This is a genomic window from Parvibaculum sp. (assembly GCF_002684405.1).
Taxonomy (GTDB): Bacteria; Pseudomonadota; Alphaproteobacteria; order Parvibaculales; family Parvibaculaceae; genus Parvibaculum.
Map to the genome: position 1 here is coordinate 1 of NZ_NYVD01000004.1, position 16,118 is coordinate 16,118.

General features: G+C 60.7%; 14 protein-coding genes and 1 tRNA gene. 5 read left to right on the top strand and 10 right to left on the bottom strand.

The genetic code is table 11. The annotated features are described in order from the left end of the window. The 4 genes from CMI59_RS00520 to CMI59_RS00535 form a co-directional block, all read left to right on the top strand. Positions 1-466: ABC transporter permease (locus CMI59_RS00520; protein ID WP_293323213.1), on the top strand; the 466-nt coding region annotated here is incomplete at its 5' end. A 4-nt stretch (positions 467-470) separates the two neighbouring features. Then, the gene (locus CMI59_RS00525) at positions 471-1,580 is read left to right on the top strand and encodes an FtsX-like permease family protein (RefSeq protein ID WP_293323215.1); all 1,110 of its coding nucleotides are present in this window, start codon (positions 471-473) and stop codon (positions 1,578-1,580) included. Between the two features lie 9 nt (positions 1,581-1,589). Beyond that, a complete protein-coding gene (locus tag CMI59_RS00530) occupies positions 1,590-2,435 on the top strand; it encodes an ATP-binding cassette domain-containing protein (protein ID WP_293323217.1) in 846 nt (281 codons plus the stop codon). Positions 2,436-2,664: 229 nt separating this feature from the next. Further along, positions 2,665-3,018 (top strand): potassium channel family protein, encoded by a 354-nt coding sequence (locus CMI59_RS00535; RefSeq protein ID WP_167095902.1) that lies wholly within the window; start codon positions 2,665-2,667, stop codon positions 3,016-3,018. A gap of 241 nt (positions 3,019-3,259) precedes the next feature. Here CMI59_RS00535 and CMI59_RS00540 read toward each other — a convergent pair whose 3' ends face one another. From CMI59_RS00540 to purT, 10 genes are all read right to left on the bottom strand, one after another. Next, on the bottom strand, positions 3,260-4,603 hold the full coding sequence (locus CMI59_RS00540; RefSeq protein WP_293323222.1) for an APC family permease: 1,344 nt from the start codon (positions 4,601-4,603) through the stop codon (positions 3,260-3,262). A 602-nt stretch (positions 4,604-5,205) separates the two neighbouring features. Continuing rightward, positions 5,206-5,281, bottom strand: a tRNA-Lys gene (locus CMI59_RS00545). Between the two features lie 161 nt (positions 5,282-5,442). Next, positions 5,443-6,594 (bottom strand): rod shape-determining protein RodA, encoded by a 1,152-nt coding sequence (gene rodA / locus CMI59_RS00550; protein WP_293323225.1) that lies wholly within the window; start codon positions 6,592-6,594, stop codon positions 5,443-5,445. After that, positions 6,594-8,480, bottom strand: coding sequence for a penicillin-binding protein 2 (mrdA, locus tag CMI59_RS00555; protein WP_293323228.1), 1,887 nt, complete (start codon positions 8,478-8,480; stop codon positions 6,594-6,596). Before mrdA ends, rodA begins: the two co-directional genes overlap by 1 nt. 12 nt (positions 8,481-8,492) lie before the next feature. Further along, positions 8,493-9,026: a rod shape-determining protein MreD gene (gene mreD, locus CMI59_RS00560; RefSeq protein WP_293323231.1), complete on the bottom strand. Its 534-nt coding sequence runs from the start codon at positions 9,024-9,026 to the stop codon at positions 8,493-8,495. A 4-nt stretch (positions 9,027-9,030) separates the two neighbouring features. Then, positions 9,031-9,963, bottom strand: a complete 933-nt coding sequence (mreC, locus tag CMI59_RS00565) for a rod shape-determining protein MreC (RefSeq protein WP_293323234.1) — start codon at positions 9,961-9,963, stop codon at positions 9,031-9,033. Between the two features lie 121 nt (positions 9,964-10,084). Continuing rightward, entirely contained in the window at positions 10,085-11,125 is a 1,041-nt protein-coding gene (locus CMI59_RS00570; protein WP_167092157.1) for a rod shape-determining protein, read from the bottom strand. Between the two features lie 143 nt (positions 11,126-11,268). Further along, positions 11,269-12,852, bottom strand: coding sequence for a 2-isopropylmalate synthase (locus tag CMI59_RS00575; protein WP_293323241.1), 1,584 nt, complete (start codon positions 12,850-12,852; stop codon positions 11,269-11,271). Between the two features lie 376 nt (positions 12,853-13,228). Continuing rightward, on the bottom strand, positions 13,229-14,191 hold the full coding sequence (locus tag CMI59_RS00580; protein WP_293323243.1) for a LysR family transcriptional regulator: 963 nt from the start codon (positions 14,189-14,191) through the stop codon (positions 13,229-13,231). Between the two features lie 117 nt (positions 14,192-14,308). Further along, positions 14,309-15,508 carry a formate-dependent phosphoribosylglycinamide formyltransferase gene (gene purT / locus CMI59_RS00585; protein WP_293323246.1) on the bottom strand — a complete coding sequence of 400 codons (1,200 nt, stop codon included), beginning with the start codon at positions 15,506-15,508 and terminating at the stop codon, positions 14,309-14,311. Positions 15,509-15,640: 132 nt separating this feature from the next. Here purT and CMI59_RS00590 point away from each other — a divergent pair, with 132 nt between their 5' ends. Further along, on the top strand, positions 15,641-15,967 hold the full coding sequence (locus tag CMI59_RS00590; protein ID WP_293323248.1) for a metalloregulator ArsR/SmtB family transcription factor: 327 nt from the start codon (positions 15,641-15,643) through the stop codon (positions 15,965-15,967). Positions 15,968-16,118 lie beyond the last annotated feature (151 nt).

A 16,118-nucleotide genomic window follows, 5' to 3' on the forward strand; every position in this document is an offset into this window, starting at 1 on the left:
GGAACGAGCGCTTCCAGATGCTGATATCTTCACACCGGCCGAACTTGGCGAGGCGGACGCAGCATTCGGGGACAGACTGATCGGCCCGGTCCTGTATCTCGTTTCCGGCATTGCCTGGGTCATCGCACTTCTCACCATGAGCATGCTCCGCTATGGCGAGGTGCGCTCTCAGCTTCGCGCGTTCGGCATTCAAAAGGCCCTGGGCGCGCGCCCCTTGTGGCTTGCAGGGACTCTCCTGTGCGGTGGCTTGATTCTTTTCGCATTCAGTCTTCCGCCGGCCGTCCTTCTTGCAACGCTGCTCGCTCGTGCCGTATCGCTTTGGGATCCGCTGTATGGCGCCCGCATTGTCGATATGGCGGTCCTCGCCCAGGGCATCGGTGTGATGTTCATGGCATCGATTGCCGGTAGCCTTTTCCCGATGCGGACGCTGCTGCGCCTCGACCCCGCTGTCGTCTTTCAGAGGTAGGGCAATGTTTTACTGGAGCGTCAAATCACTGCTCGTCGAGAAATGGAGCGTCCTGACCGCGGCCTGCGGTATCGCGCTTGCCCTTCTCCTGGCCCTTTATCTTGACGCGGTGTTTCGAGGTGAAGCCGGCCAGATCGTGACCTTCATCGAACGAACACCCGGCGACGTCTGGGTCTTGCAGGACGGCATCAGCGATCTCCACATGGCACGCTCGCGGCTCAACGAAAACGCCATCTACGCCGTTCGGCAGGTCGAGGGCGTGGCCGGCGTAACCCGTTTTCTCTATCGCGACAGTCTGATCGGTCCCAATGGGCAGGAAAAACTCGCATATGTTGTCGGTATCCCTTCAGCGCCAGAAGCCAGATCTGCATGGGAACGGGCAACCGGGTGGACTGCGCCCACGCCCGGCCATGTTGTCCTCCCGGCGCCGATGGCCCGGGCACAGAACCTCCAACCGGGTGACAGGGTGCGTGTCGGAGATGAGAGCTTTATCCTTTCCGGCGTTTCCCGAGGGACCTATTCAATGGCCAATCCCCTTATCTTTCTGGATGAGACAGATGCACGAAATCTGTTCGATATGGGAGACGGCGCCAATGTGCTGCTTGTGTTTGCCCGACCGGATACATCACCGTCCGACCTTGCAGCGCGGATCAATCGCGAAGTCGAAAAGGCCTCCGCTCTAGCACCGCAAGCCCTTCGACACAACGACTTCAATCTTGCGATGAAGATGGGCGGCGCGCTTATCGGCGTTCTGGAGGTCATGGGGCTCGCCGTAGCGGGCCTCATCGTCATCTTCACCGCCTTTGTTTTTTCCTCGAACCACCAACGGGAATTCGCAATCGCGAAGGCACTCGGGGCACCGACGAAACAGCTTGCCGGATCCGCACTGGCGCAGACCGCTGTCGTCTCATTCCTCGGAATAGTCATTGGAGCTCTCGTCACCTACCCGCTGGAGGCCGGGCTGCATCACTGGGTGCCCGGCATCGCGGTGAGTTTCTCTTCCATGACGGTGCTCGTTTTGGGAACGGCAACTCTCGGCCTCGCGCTGCTCTCAGCGTTGTTGCCGCTTCGCTACGTGCTGAGCGTCGATCCCATGCTCGTGTTTCAGGGTTAGGAGGAGCGGATGGCCAAAGAGATCCTCGCTGCACAGAACCTCATCAAGCATTTCGGATCAGGCGACGCGCTGGTTCGTGCCGTCGATGGCGTAAGCCTGAAGGTCAACAAGGGGGACCTGGTACTGATCAAGGGGCCATCCGGTTCGGGTAAGACAACATTGCTGTCCATGCTTGGCGGACTGCTGAAACCCACATCAGGTACCGTCACTCTACTGGACCGGGAACTCACAGGAAGGAACGAAGGCGAACTGGCCTCCATGCGCTCCAGCGAAATCGGCTTTGTTTTCCAGGCCTACAATCTGTTGTCCGCCATCAGTGTTGCGGAAAACATTGTTTTTCCGGCGCGGCTTTCTGGCCAAAGTATGGAGAAGGCTCGCGAGCGAGCAGACCACTTGATCAGCAGACTTGATCTCTCACACCGCCGAGACGCGCGACCCGACAGGCTTTCCGGTGGCGAGAAGCAGCGAGTAGCCGTCGCCAGAGCCCTTATCAACGACCCGCCGATTATTCTGGCGGATGAACCGACAGGCAATCTGGATTCCCAGAGAGGGCTCGAAGTGGCGATGCTACTTCAGGAAATCGCGAAAGAAGATGGCCGTGCCGTGGTGATCGTCACGCATGACGAACGGATTGAGGATATCGCCGACCACATCCTGTGGCTGGAAGACGGAAGGTTGCGCGACCGCAAGGCCGAACCCCATGAATGGGCTCGCGATCCGGTCTGCGGCATGCGCGTCGATCGCTGGGTGGCAACTTCCTCGGTCCGGTACGATGACAAAGAGTTTGTCTTCTGCTCGGAACGCTGCAGGGAGAAGTTTCTGACCGAACCAAACAAATACCTTCCCGCTACCTAGCTCGCTTCTGTTCGGGGAGGGCTTACTGCCACATGTGGACTTTGACACGCCCCCCGACTTGTACTCGCCCTGTCATGCCTCGTGTGCCGCATACGCTCCTTACGGCAACACCCGCGAAACGAAAGTTATTCGAGGTGCAACCTTGCTTTATTCTGCCCTTCTCACGGTCTCTATCTTTTTTATCACGGCGCTCATTCACCTCGGATGCCTTCGATGGTGCTCCAGCGGTATGGCATCAATTCCGTTAACCCCCTCTGCGCGCGTTCTGGCAGTCGCCGCTGCACTCTTCGCTGCTCATATGGCAGAAATTTCATTCTACGCAGGAGCCTATGCGCTAGCAGAGCACGTGTTTTTCATCGGAGGCTTCATTGGCAAACAATTCATGGCCCCGCTTGACTACTTCTACTTTTCAGCGACTACCTATACATCGCTGGGAATCGGCGACATCTTTCCGACCGGACACATACGTTTTCTGACCGGCGTTGAGGCGCTCAACGGTCTTCTGCTCATCGCATGGTCCGCCTCATTTCTATTCACGCTAATGAACAGGATTTGGGATTGGCAGCCCTGCGCTCGCCCTTAATGCTGAAACAGCTCGATTGAAAATATCCCCCCAGTTGCTCCACGTATCCTTCGATACGGTTAGCGCAAATATCTGGGAGCCATCCGAACCGACTCACATCAATAGTTTTTCTGCATAAGTCCGGAGCGGATCAGCCTCCAAAGGAGTGTGTCCCGGGCTGACGTCAACGCATGAAACTGGAACGGCGGAACCTCAGCGAGAGTCAATTTCCGCTGCTTCGGGGACACAACTGATGTCCGCTTCATACGCCCGACTGGTCATCTACATGCTGAGGCATCAGCCAGTGTGCCAAGTAAAACCGTTCGTAGATGAAGACCGCGACGATACCCGCGCTTGCATAGGCAACGATAGCGGGATCGCTTTGTAGCTTCATCATTGTAAAAGCCGCCATGACCAAAGTGTCGAAGGCCAGCGCAACCACCAGTACAGGTGCCTTGGCGCCGACTTCACGTCGGCGGAATTTTAAGACACCAAAATGCACGACCATGTCCATCACGAGGTAGAAAAATGCTCCGAGCGAGGCGATCCGGCCAAGATCAAACAGGATCGTCAACGTCGACGCGATCACGACCGTGTAAACTAGCGTATGTCGCTGGATGGGCCCCGACATTCCGAAATGGCTATGCGGGATCATCTTCATATCGGTGAGCATCGCGAGCATCCGTGACACTGCGAAAACGCTGGCGAGCACAGCCGTGGCCGTGGCCACCACAGCCAACAGAACCGTGAGCAGAAAGCCAATCTCGCCTAAGGCCGGAGCAGCCGCCTCCGCCAGCGAGTAGTCGCGTGCAGCTATAATCTGATCAATGGTAAGGCTGGACCCCACACCGAAGGCCACCAGCAGATACACCACGACGCAAAGCCCGATCGATATCAAGATTGCGCGCCCAACATTTCGATGTGGATCAGTGATCTCGGCACCGCTGTTCGTGATCGTTGTGAAGCCTTTGAAAGCTAGGATAGCCAATGCAACTGAAGCGATGAAACCTGTGATGCCAAAGCTATCTCCACTCTGCGAGGTTGCTGAAAATTCAATCCCACTCGACCACAGAGCCGCTACCCCGAATAGTGCAATGCCACCGATCTTGATCGCCGCCATGACCAGGGAAAACAAGCCAATCGATCGGTTGCCCGCGATGTTCACCAGAAATGCGAATATAATCACCGTGACGGCAAGAATCGGTACCAACGGCCCTCCGTTGATATCGAAGGGTCGCAAAAGATAGGTAGCGAATGTTCGCGCGACGAGGCTTTCGGCGATAACCATGCTGAGTGCCATAAGCAAGGCGGCACCCGCCGCGACAGCCCCGGGGCCGTAACATTTTTGCAGGATCATCGCGATCCCGCCTGCAGACGGCCAAGCGTTTGACATCTTTATATAGCTGTACGCGCTGAATCCTGTGACGATCGCGCCCACAATGAAAGCCAAGGGAAAAATTGGTCCGGCAAGCTCAGCAATTTGCCCTGTGAGAGCGAATATACCCGCACCGATCATCACACCAGTGCCCATAGCGACGGCACCGCCAAGCGTTATCGAACCCGCTTTGTAACCCTCATCGCTATGGCTATGTTTCATTTCGTCCATTTGTTTCAGCTAATATTCTCTGTTGCCGACGATAGGGGTAACAAGACCTGGCACATAAGAATACCGCGGTGTTGCGCCCCAATTGAAAGTCGGTCTGGGTATTGAGGCTGCCGTCATTCAGATCATAACAGTTGAGCGCCTGCGCTGCGGAGGAACGAACGATCGACAACGAATTGCACGAAGTCATGCAGTACTTTAGTGCACCCGTCTTTATCACTGGCTGCTGCGTTAGAAGCTTGAGCACCGCTTGCATGAGGCTCAACGGGCTCACATCATCGGAACAATAAAATCTACCGTGGAAAGACTCAGCTCATATCGGAGCTAGCTCACGAACGCGAGCTCAGAATGGAGCCTGACACGTTGATTCCGAAGCCGTTGCGGATCTTATACGTTCTCTCTTTGTTGGGAGATCCCGCGGCGCTTCAAAAGCGGGCAATACACGTGCACGGCCTGAAAATATCGCGGTCCTGTACAGGCGCCTTCGATGAAAGCGTTTTGCTAGTGGAATGAGACAAGCATAACCTGACCACTAAGCATAACCTGACCAAACAATCACTTTATGCTTAAGTGGACAGGATCAAAGAGGGGAAATCCGGAGAAATTGGTGGGCGCACAAGGACTCGAACCTTGGACCCGCTGATTAAGAGTCAGCTGCTCTACCAACTGAGCTATGCGCCCGCCGTCCTGCCCCTCAGGGGCCGGAATCACCTGCCGCCTGAGCGACCGGTGAGGTGGGATCACCAATTCCTGTGAAGGAGCCTGCGTATAGCAAAGCTGGAGGCCCCTTGCAAGCGGGGGAACGCTTCCCCGCCCCGTCATTTTTCGGCCCGCCCCGCGCCTCACCAGAAAGCGGTCGGACCTCGGCTGATTTCCACATTCCGGTGGATATAGACGCTCATCATCAGTCCGAAGGCGAACATCAGCGACAGCATGGCTGTCCCGCCATAGGAGACGAGCGGCAGCGGCACACCCACCACCGGCAGCAGGCCCATCACCATCGCCACATTAATGAAGATGTAGAAGAAGAAGTTCACCGCCACGCCGATCGCCAGCAGTCGCCCGAACTGGTTGCGGCACTGGATCGCCACATTGAACGAGAAGGCCAGCACGAGGAAATACAGGCCGAGCAGCGCCAGACCGCCTGCAAGCCCCAGCTCCTCGCCCAGCATGGTGAAGATGAAGTCGGTGTGCTTTTCCGGCAGGAAGTTCAGATGGCTCTGCGTGCCCTCCATGAAGCCCTTGCCGAAAAGCCCGCCCGCTCCCAGCGCGATCTTGGACTGAAGAATGTGATAGCCCGCGCCCAGCGGATCGCGCTCGGGATCGAGAAAGGTGAAGACGCGGTTCTTCTGATAATCGTGCAGCCGGCTCCAGATCACCGGAATGGCGGCCAGCGCCGACGCGCCCGTGATGATGAAATAGCGCCAGCGAAGCCCCGCCGCGAAAAACAGCACCGCGCCGCCCGCGCCCAGCAATAGTGCCGTGCCGAGGTCCGGCTGGATGACCACAAGCCCCATCGGCAGCCCGATCATGAGAACCGGGATCACCACATGACGCGGCATCGAAACCTCTTCCAGCGTCAGCCCGTGGAAATAGCGCGCCAGCGCGAGCAGCAGCGTGATCTTCATCAGCTCGGATGGCTGGATCTGCACGAAACCGAGATCAAGCCATCGCTGCGCGCCCATTCCCCGCAGGCCGATAAACTCCACCGCCACCAGCATCAGGAAGGTGATGGCATAAAGCGGATAGGCAAAACGCATCCAGGTACGGATATCGATCATCGCCGCGACGATCATGATGCCCGCACCCACTGCGAAACGGATCATCTGCCGGAAGGCCCAGGGCGACAAGCTGCCATCGGCCACCGAATAAAGCATGGCAAAGCCCATGCAGGCGATGAGCGTGACCAGCAGCAGAAAGCCCCAGTTGAACTCGATCAGCTTCTCGCCGATGCGCATGTCTCGCCCGCTGGTAAAGCGGCTGAAATCGACCATCAGCCCCTCCCCCGGTTCGGATCCGCATCGGGCGGCATATAGGCCTGGCGCTGCGTCGGGTCACGCTTCAGCACTTCATACATGATGTCATGCGCGATCGGCGCAGCGACACCGGATCCCGACCCACCATGCTCCACCACCACGGCCATGGCGTATTTCGGCGCATGCACCGGTGCAAAACAGATGAAGAGCGCATGGTCGCGCTGCTTCCACTTGAGGTCCTCGTTCTTCAGCACACCGCTGGCGCGCTCCGCCCGGCTGATGCGGCGCACCTGGGCCGTGCCGGTCTTGCCCGCCATATGCATGCCCTTCTCGGGGATACGCGAGCGCCAGGCCGTGCCGCCAATTTCGTTCATCACGCCGTCCATGCCGCCCTGCGCGATCAGCACGCCCTTGGGATCGACGTCGATCTTCTCGGCCTTGGCAGGGTGGATGATCTCGCCGCCCACAGCGCGCGTGATGCGCGGCGTCACCGCCATGCCGCCATTGGCAAGACGCGAAACCATGACCGCAAGTTGCAACGGCGAGGCCAGCAGATAGCCCTGCCCGATGCCGGTGATGAGCGTTTCACCTTGATGCCAGCCCTCGCCCTTGATGGCGCGCTTCCAGCCCGGCGTCGGCACGAGCCCTTCCCGCGCGCCGGGAATGTCGAAATCATAGGTCTGGCCGAGACCGAAGCGCGTCGCCATCTCGGCGATCTTGTCGATGCCGATACGTTTGGCGACATCGTAGAAATAGACGTCGCAACTATGTTTAATCGCGTCATGCATGTTCATGTTGCCGTGGCCGCCATGCCGCCAGCAATGGAACAAGCTGTCGCCCAGCCGGTAATAGCCGGGGCAGTAAACGGTTTCCTTCGGATCGATCCCGGCATCGACGGCGGCCATCGCCACCACGGGCTTGAAGGTCGAGCCAGGCGGATAAAGCCCCGCCAGCGCCTTGTTCACCAGCGGCAGATGGATGTTGTCCAGCAGGGCTTTGTAATCCGCCACGCTGTAGCCCATGTTGAACTTGTTGCTGTCGAAAGCAGGCGTCGACACGAAGGACAGCACGTCGCCGGAATGAATATCCATCACCACGGCGCTCGCCGACTCATCCTTCATGCGGTTCCAGGCGAATTCCTGGATTTCCATGTCGAGCGTCAGCACGATTTCCTTGCCGGGCTGGCCGGGATCCTTGCTGAGTTCGCGGATCACCCTGCCATAGGCATTCACCTCAACATGGCTTGAGCCGGGCACACCGCGCAGTTCCTTGTCGAAGGTCTTTTCGATGCCCTGCTTGCCGGTGCGAAAGCCCGGCAGTCGCAGAATGGGCTCGTCCTTGCCCGCGGCCTTGAGTTCCTTTTCCGACACGGCGGAGACGTACCCCACCACATGGGCAAGGTCTTCGCCGTAAGGATAGTGGCGCGTCTCGCCCACATCGGGCTGCACGCCCGGCAGATCGGGCTCGTTGACGTTCACGCGCGCAAACTGGTCCCAGCTCAGATCTTCCGCCACGGTAATCGGCAGGAAGCGCGGTGAGCGCTTCACGTCGCGCATGATCTTCTTGCGGTCGTAATCGGTGATCTCGACGATGCGCGAAAGACGGTCCAGCGTCTCCTCGATATTGTCGGTCTGCTCGGGGATCATCACCGCCCGGTAGTTCTGCCGGTTGGAGGCGAGCACGCGGCCGAAACGGTCGACGATCTTGCCGCGCAGCGGCGCGAGCAGGCGGACATTGATGCGGTTTTCATCCGCCAGCATCCGGTACTCGTCGGACTTCAGCACCTGCAGGTAATACATCCGGCCCGCCAGCGTGGCGAAGGCAAGCGCCTGTACGCCGCCCAGCAGCGCCGCGCGCCGGGTGAAGGTCTGATATCGTGAGTTGTCGCGATTATCGAACTGCATGGATCGCCCTCCTCACGTTCCGGGCAGGACGCGCGCCTGAATGCGCGTCAGCAAAACGGCAACGAGCGGAAACAACGCAACCGTCATACCCATGTGCCGGAGTATAGGACCAATGGCGAGCGCCTGCCCGAAGAAGAGCGACGCCGCCGCCCAGGCCACCAGTCCCGAAATGCCCGCCACCACGCCGAATCCGGTCCAGAAAACCGAGAACGGCGCATTGATGAGGAAAAAACGCTGCGTCACGGTCAGCCCATAGGCCAGCAGATAGACGAACGCCCAAAGCCCGATCGGCCCGGCTGACAGAAGATCGAAAATCAGTCCGATCGCAAAAACCGCCATGGGCGGCAGAAGCTCCGGCCGCGCCACAGCCCAGTAATAGATCGCGATAAAGGCGAACGCCGGCATGACGGACGATCCGAATATGCGCCCGACCGGCAGGAAAGAGAGGAAGACGAGCACCAGCGCCACGGCGAAAGGCACCACCGTCATTACGATGCGGCCCGCGCGGGCGGCCGGTGTCGGCGTATAGGGGTCGAGCCGTGCCATCGCCCTATTCTCCCTGCCCGTTATTGCTGCCCGGCGTGCTGCTCCCCGATGCCGCGGCACTCGCAACCGGCTCGGGCTGGTCCTTCAAGCCCTCCGGCGGGTCCTGCCGCTTCACCTTGCCGGGGAACTGATACTGAAGCACCCGCACGAAATCGAGCCTGTCGCGATCGGAGAACATCTGAACGCGCAGATCGCCATCATTGGTCTGGATGACCACCCCCACCGGCAACCCCGCCGGCATAAGGCCGCCATCGCCCGACGTCACCACGCGGTCTCCCGGCGCCACCGCGCCGCTCACAGCGAGATATTCAAGCTTCGGCCATTTAGTGTTGTCGCCTGCCAGCACCGCCTTGTAGTGCGACGGCTCGATGGCCACCGGCACGCGGCTGTTGAGGTCGGTAAGCAGCAGGACGCGGCTCGCATGAGGCCCGGTCGACACAACGCGCCCCACAAGGCCGTTCCCGTCGATCACCGCCTGGCCGCTCTCCGCGCCTTGGTCCCCGCCCACATTGACGAGCACGGTATCGACGAAGGGACCGCCATTGTCGCTGACGACGCGCCCACTCACATATTTGATGCTGGGATCGACCTGGACGTTCAGGAGCGCCTCGTAACGGGCCAGCCGCGCCTCCAGCTTGAGCGCCTTTTCGCGCCACGCCTGAAGGCGCTGGTTCTCTGCGCGCAACCGCTCATTCTCGTCGAAAACATAGGCATATTCATCGGTGCGCTGGATCAGCCGCCGCGTTGCCGCGACGGGCCGCGAGGCGACCTCCAGCAGCGGCGCGGCAATATCCGTCACCGTCTGGCGCGCCCGGTCGAAAACATAGGTTTCCGCCCGGCCCAGCAACAGCAGCGCCGCCGCCAGCGTGATCATGAAGATCAGGGACAGCCTGTGCGAAAACTCACGAAAAGGCTGCGATGTCCGGTTCGGATCCATTACGCCTGCCTGCCCCCTGGCACCATACCCCGCCCCGAAACGGAACGCTCCCCGCGTCCCGATACAAGAAACACCAAACCCAGCGAGAACCTGACGCGCTCATGGCGAGGCGTCGCATCCTTTAGTAAACGGACGACAGAACGTGTTTCATCGTCCGGATATGCTCCAGCGCCTTGCCGGTTCCCAGCGCGACGCAGGAAAGCGCATCGTCGGCTATCGACACGGGCAGACCCGTTTCGTCGCGAAGCACCTGATCGAGATTAGCAAGGAGCGCGCCACCACCCGTCAGCACGATGCCCTTGTCCACGATGTCGGCGGCAAGTTCCGGCGGCGTCGCTTCGAGCGCCACCTTCACAGCCTCCACGATGGCGCCCACGGGCTCGGCCAGACTTTCCGCGATCTGGCGCTGCCCGATACGGATTTCCTTCGGCACGCCGTTCATCAGATCGCGGCCCTTGATTTCGAGCGTCATACCCTCGCCGTCCTGCGGCATGGCGGCGGAGCCCACTTCCTTCTTGATGCGTTCGGCACTCGCCTCGCCCACCAGCAGGTTATGGTTGCGGCGGATATAGGCGATGATCGCCTCGTCCATCTTGTCGCCGCCCACGCGCACCGAGCGCGCATAAACGATACCGTTGAGCGAAAGCACGGCGACTTCCGTTGTGCCGCCGCCGATATCGACGACCATGGAGCCCGTCGGCTCGGTCACGGGCAGACCGGCGCCGATAGCAGCCGCCATCGGTTCCTCGATGAGATAGACGCGGCGGGCACCGGCCGACAGAGCCGATTCCTGAATGGCCCGGCGTTCCACAGCCGTCGAACCCGACGGCACGCAGACGATGATCTGCGGATTGGCGAAAGTGCGCCGGTTGTGAACCTTGCGGATGAAATGCTTGATCATTTCCTCCGCGATTTCGAAGTCGGCAATCACGCCGTCGCGCATCGGACGGATCGCCTGGATGTTGCCCGGCGTACGGCCGAGCATCATCTTGGCCTCCTCGCCGACGGCAAGCACCTGCTTCTTCCCGCCCTTTTCAACGATTGCGACGACCGATGGCTCATTGAGCACGATGCCGCGCCCCTTCACATAGACCAGCGTATTCGCTGTGCCCAGATCGATCGCCATATCGGCGGAGAACATGCCGAGCAGACCGGAAATCATGTGCTTTCTTTTTCCTTCGACAAAGCGTTGACGTCCGGCCGCTCAGGCCTTCGCATCAACTCAAGTTCAAATTCGCCATGTGTCATGGCCGTGTTTCGTTCGTGCGCACTCACTCCGGCGCACCCCTCGCTCCGCCCCTGCCGCTATTCCGACGCAGCCGAGGCCGCCCGTTCCGCACCGGGCGCGTGGCGCTGGCGCTTGACCAGCAATTTGTTCAGGGCGCTGACATAAGCCCTCGCCGAGGCGACCAGCGTATCGGTGTCGGCACCGCGGCCCGTCACCGTCTTGCCGGCTTCCTCCAGCCGCACGCTCACTTCCGCCTGCGCATCCGTTCCCTCGGTCACGGCATGGACCTGATAGAGCTGCAGGCTCGCATCATGCGGCACCAGTTCCTTGATCGCGTTGAAGGTCGCATCGACCGGACCCGATCCCGTCGCCGTCACCGATTTGCGCGTTCCTTCGACATCGAGCTCCAGCGTCGCTTCCTGCGGCCCTGTCGATCCGGCAATCACGCGCAGCGAGACGAAACGGATCTTTTCGCTGCCGCGCGCCACCTCGTCGTCGACCAGCGCGATGATGTCGTCGTCGAAAACGAACTTCTTCTTGTCGGCCAGGTCCTTGAAGCGCGTAAAGGCGTCCTCCATCGCATTCTGACCCAGTTCGTAACCCAGTTCCCTGAGCTTCTCGCGAAACGCGTGACGGCCGGAATGCTTACCCATGACCAGAGACGATTTCGTGATGCCGACGCTTTCCGGCGTCATGATCTCATAGGTCTGATTGTTCTTCAGCATGCCATCCTGATGAATGCCGCTTTCATGCGCGAAGGCATTCTGACCCACAATGGCCTTGTTGTACTGGACCGGGAACGCGGTAACCGCCGCCACGAGCCGGGAAGCCCGCGCGATCATCGTCGTGTCGATGCCGGTTTCATAGGGCATCGCGTCCTGACGTACCTTGAGCGCCATCACGATCTCTTCCAGAGCCGCATTGCCTGCGCGCTCGCCGATACCGTTGATGGTGCACTCCACCTGCCGCGCGCCATTGGCAACGCCCGACAGCGAATTGGCTACCGCCAGACCCAGATCGTTATGGCAATGGGTAGAGATCACGGCCTGATCGATATTCGGCACGCGTTCGCGCAGCATGGCGATCAGCGCGCCATATTCCGCAGGCACCGAATAACCGACCGTGTCGGGAATGTTGATCGTGGTCGCACCGGCCTTGATGGCGGCCTCGACACAGCGGCAGAGGAAATCATGGTCGGTGCGCGTCGCGTCTTCGGGCGACCACTCGACATTGTCCACCAGATTGCGCGCATGGGTGACGCTGGAGACCACCGCCTCCAGCACCTGTTCCGGCTCCATCTGCAGCTTGTGCTTCATATGGACGGGGCTGGTGGAAAGGAAGGTGTGGATGCGGCCGCGCTTTGCACCGCGCAGCGCATCCGCCGCGCGCTCGATATCCTTCACGCCCGCGCGCGCCAGACCGCAAACAACGGCATTCTTCACGACGCGCGCAACTTCGCGCACAGATTCGAAATCGCCGTTGGAGGCGATGGGAAACCCCGCCTCGATGACATCCACACCCATATCGTCGAGCAGCTCGGCGATCTGGAGTTTCTCGTCAAGCGTCATCGACGCGCCGGGAGACTGTTCTCCGTCGCGCAGCGTGGTGTCGAAAATCAGTACACGGTTGCTATCCGCCGAACCGGTGTTCTTGTCTGCCATGTCTTCCGTCCGGTTACCCATTTCTCCCGGGTCCTTTCTGCGGCCTTCCCTGCCGGCGCCATGTTGTCAGCCTGACGGCCTGCCCGTTACGCCCGCGGCAGCTCGGGGGTCCCCGCACGGATATGTGCGGAGGGTTTCCCGCTCGCAGAAGGTTTCAGGAGATAACCCCCATGAGCCCGCAGTTTGTGCCGGTTTTGAGACAAAACTGAGGCAGCGCCAGCGCCATTTCGGTGAGTCAGCCTAGCGCCAACCGACTAATTCCCGCTAAACAAGAAACAATTGATTCCGGCACCGACCCGAGCCTTGTTTTTACGCTGAAACAGCCCGCAATATCAATGGTGAGCGCCGTTTTGAACGCTTTTTCAAGGGCTTGACGTCAGCGTGGACGAACCGCCCCCTCCAGCTCCACCACCTTGACCGACTGTCCCTCCAATGCGCCGCGCGCATTTTTAAGCGTCTCGATCAGAAACTCCATAACCGCACGCACATGAGCGAGTTGCGCGAGGTCGTTTCGCGTCATCAGCCAGATTTCCAGATGGCCGAGCGCATCCGGTCCGAAAACACGGGTCAGGCGCTCGTCCCGGTCGGCACTGACGCAGGGCAGAGCGGCAAGCCCCGCCCCCTGCCGCGCCGCTTCCGCACGCACCGCCACGCTACTGGCACGCAACACGACGCTTGCCGTCTTTTCCGCACGCGACAGCCACCAGACCGGACCCAGCGGCAGTTCCGCGCGCGGGAAGCCGATCAGCTCATGCCCGCCCATATCGCCCATTTGCGTAGGCCAGCCATGCGCGTCCAGATAGCCCGGCGAGGCATAAAGACCGTAGGAAAGCTCCCCCGCCTTGCGCATCAGCATGTCGCCCTGGGTCGGCCGGGCAAGCCTGAGGGCCACATCCACATCCTTCAATGGATTGCCGACGCGCGGCGCCGACCCGGCCATCGCCAGCCTCGGATCGCCCACGACCTCGATTTCGATACCGGGATGGGAACGGCGGAATTCGCCGAATGCGGGCGCGAGAAGCTCCGCGGCCAGTACTTCGCCCGCGGCGAGCCGGACGGTCCCCTCGCCGCTGGATCCCTGGCGGTTCGCCTCGAAATCACGCGGCAATGCCGCTAACCGTCGGTCCACCGGCTCCAGCGCTTCGGCCAGCTTTTCGCCCGCGGGCGTCAACCGGTACCCCGTGCGCTCGCGCTCGAACAGGCGGGCATTGAGGTCGTCTTCCAGCGACGCCACGCGGCGCAGCACCGTGGTCGTGTTCACGCCCAGTTGCTGGGCCGCGCCGGAAAGGCTGCCTGCCGCTGCGACGGCGAGAAAGAAACGCAGATCGTCCCAGTTCATGGCCTGTCGGCTCCACATTTGCTTTGGAGCAAAGCTACTCTTGCGTTTCAGCAATATAAAGAGCGGTTTGCAAAAAAGCCTATACGGATTTGCAGAAGAGTTAACCTATTGGTTGAGCTAGGGTTTTACAGGAGAAACCGCGTCGGCGGCCTGTTGCGCCCGCTTCCGGGCCTCGTCTGTGTCCTGTCCCCTGGCCAACGCAACGCCCATCCGGCGGCGCTCATAGGCTTCCGGCTTGCCGAAAAGCCGAACCTCGGAGTGAGGTACAGCAAGGGCCTTGTCGAGATCGGCGAAGGCAATGCCTTCCTCATCCATGCCGCCATAAATGACGGCGCTGGCACCGGGCGAAATTGTCTCCGCCGACACCGGCAGACCGAGAATGGCGCGGGCATGGAGCGCGAACTCGCTCTGATACTGGGTGGCCAGCGTCACCAACCCGGTATCGTGCGGGCGCGGGCTCACCTCGGAGAACCAGACCTTGTCCCCCTTCACGAACAATTCGACGCCGAAAATGCCCCGCCCGCCCAGCGCGGTGGTGACACGTCCGGCAATATCGCGGGCCGATTTCGCCGCCGCCTCGCTCATCGCCTGGGGCTGCCAGCTTTCCACATAATCCCCGCTTACCTGACGATGGCCGACCGGCGCACAGAAAGACGTCTCGACCTCGCCCGAAGCGCCGACCGCCCGAACGGTAAGAAGCGTGATCTCGAAATCGAAATCGACGAGCCCCTCCACGATGACGCGCGGCGCTTCCACGCGCCCGCCCTGCATCGCCTTCTCCCATGCCGGCTCGATGTCGCCGGGCCCCTTGAGCAGGCTCTGCCCCTTGCCCGAGGACGACATGACCGGCTTCACGAAACACGGGAACCCGATACCGCCCTCGATCGCCGCACGCAATTCATCCGCATTGGAGGCAAAAGCGTAAGGCGAGGTCGCGAGCCCCAGCTCTTCCGCAGCGAGACGGCGAATGCCTTCCCGGTTCATGGTGAGCTGCGTCGCTCGCGCCGTGGGAATGACCTCCGCAAGCCCCTCCGCCTCGATCTCGGCCAGCATGTCGGTCGCAATCGCCTCGATCTCCGGCACGATCAGATGAGGACGCTCCTTCTCCACCAGCGCCTTCAGCGCGGCGCCATCCGTCATCGCGATCACATGAGAGCGATGCGCGACCTGCATGGCCGGCGCGTTTTCATAGCGGTCCACGGCGATTACTTCCGCCCCGTAGCGCTGAAGTTCGATAGCGACTTCCTTGCCCAGCTCTCCCGAGCCCAGAAGCATGACGCGGGTAGCCGAAGGCGAAAGCGGCGTGCCGATGCGCATATGCGATTCCTTCCCTTTGTTTCCTGCGCTTTAGCATGGGCGCGAGACGTTCGGAACTCCCCGCCGCCGGAGCTTGACGGATCGCTCCAACTGAATACACTTGAACATATGTTCAACTGTTAGGTTCGAGACATGGCGATCTGCCCCGACACCGAAAGCCTGCCCCCGCTGGACGACGACCGGGCGATCGAACTGGCCGAGATGTTCCGCCTGCTGGGCGACCCCAGCCGCTTGCGCATCGTCCTGGAAACACTGGGCGAGCCGCGTTCCGTGGGCGATATCGCGGGCCGGCTTGGCCTCTCCCTGTCGCTGGTGAGCCATCATCTGCGACTCCTTCGGGCCGCCCGCCTCGTCAGCGCGGACAGGCGCGGCAAGCAGATCTTCTATTCGATCCATGACGCCCATGTGGCCCACGTCATTCGCGACATGGTCGCCCATGTGAACGAAGAGCCGGAGTAAGAACCATGACGCACAGCCATTCGCACGATCACGGTCATGGTCATTCTCACGGCCACGGCCATTCGCATGTGCCGGACGGCGCGAATGAGCGCCGCATCGCCTGGGCCATGTGGATCACCGGCGGCTTCATGATCGTCGAAGCGGCCGGCGG

What these genes read in the sequence shown, in the direction of transcription:
- CMI59_RS00525 (WP_293323215.1), top strand. Translation starts at nt 471, where the DNA reads ATGTTTTACTGGAGCGTCAAATCACTGCTCGTCGAGAAATGGAGCGTC.
- CMI59_RS00530 (WP_293323217.1), top strand. Translation starts at nt 1,590, where the DNA reads ATGGCCAAAGAGATCCTCGCTGCACAGAACCTCATCAAGCATTTCGGA.
- CMI59_RS00535 (WP_167095902.1), top strand. Translation starts at nt 2,665, where the DNA reads ATGGCATCAATTCCGTTAACCCCCTCTGCGCGCGTTCTGGCAGTCGCC.
- CMI59_RS00540 (WP_293323222.1), bottom strand. Translation starts at nt 4,603, where the DNA reads ATGGACGAAATGAAACATAGCCATAGCGATGAGGGTTACAAAGCGGGT.
- rodA (WP_293323225.1), bottom strand. Translation starts at nt 6,594, where the DNA reads ATGGTCGATTTCAGCCGCTTTACCAGCGGGCGAGACATGCGCATCGGC.
- mrdA (WP_293323228.1), bottom strand. Translation starts at nt 8,480, where the DNA reads ATGCAGTTCGATAATCGCGACAACTCACGATATCAGACCTTCACCCGG.
- mreD (WP_293323231.1), bottom strand. Translation starts at nt 9,026, where the DNA reads ATGGCACGGCTCGACCCCTATACGCCGACACCGGCCGCCCGCGCGGGC.
- mreC (WP_293323234.1), bottom strand. Translation starts at nt 9,963, where the DNA reads ATGGATCCGAACCGGACATCGCAGCCTTTTCGTGAGTTTTCGCACAGG.
- CMI59_RS00570 (WP_167092157.1), bottom strand. Translation starts at nt 11,125, where the DNA reads ATGATTTCCGGTCTGCTCGGCATGTTCTCCGCCGATATGGCGATCGAT.
- CMI59_RS00575 (WP_293323241.1), bottom strand. Translation starts at nt 12,852, where the DNA reads ATGGCAGACAAGAACACCGGTTCGGCGGATAGCAACCGTGTACTGATT.
- CMI59_RS00580 (WP_293323243.1), bottom strand. Translation starts at nt 14,191, where the DNA reads ATGAACTGGGACGATCTGCGTTTCTTTCTCGCCGTCGCAGCGGCAGGC.
- purT (WP_293323246.1), bottom strand. Translation starts at nt 15,508, where the DNA reads ATGCGCATCGGCACGCCGCTTTCGCCTTCGGCTACCCGCGTCATGCTT.
- CMI59_RS00590 (WP_293323248.1), top strand. Translation starts at nt 15,641, where the DNA reads ATGGCGATCTGCCCCGACACCGAAAGCCTGCCCCCGCTGGACGACGAC.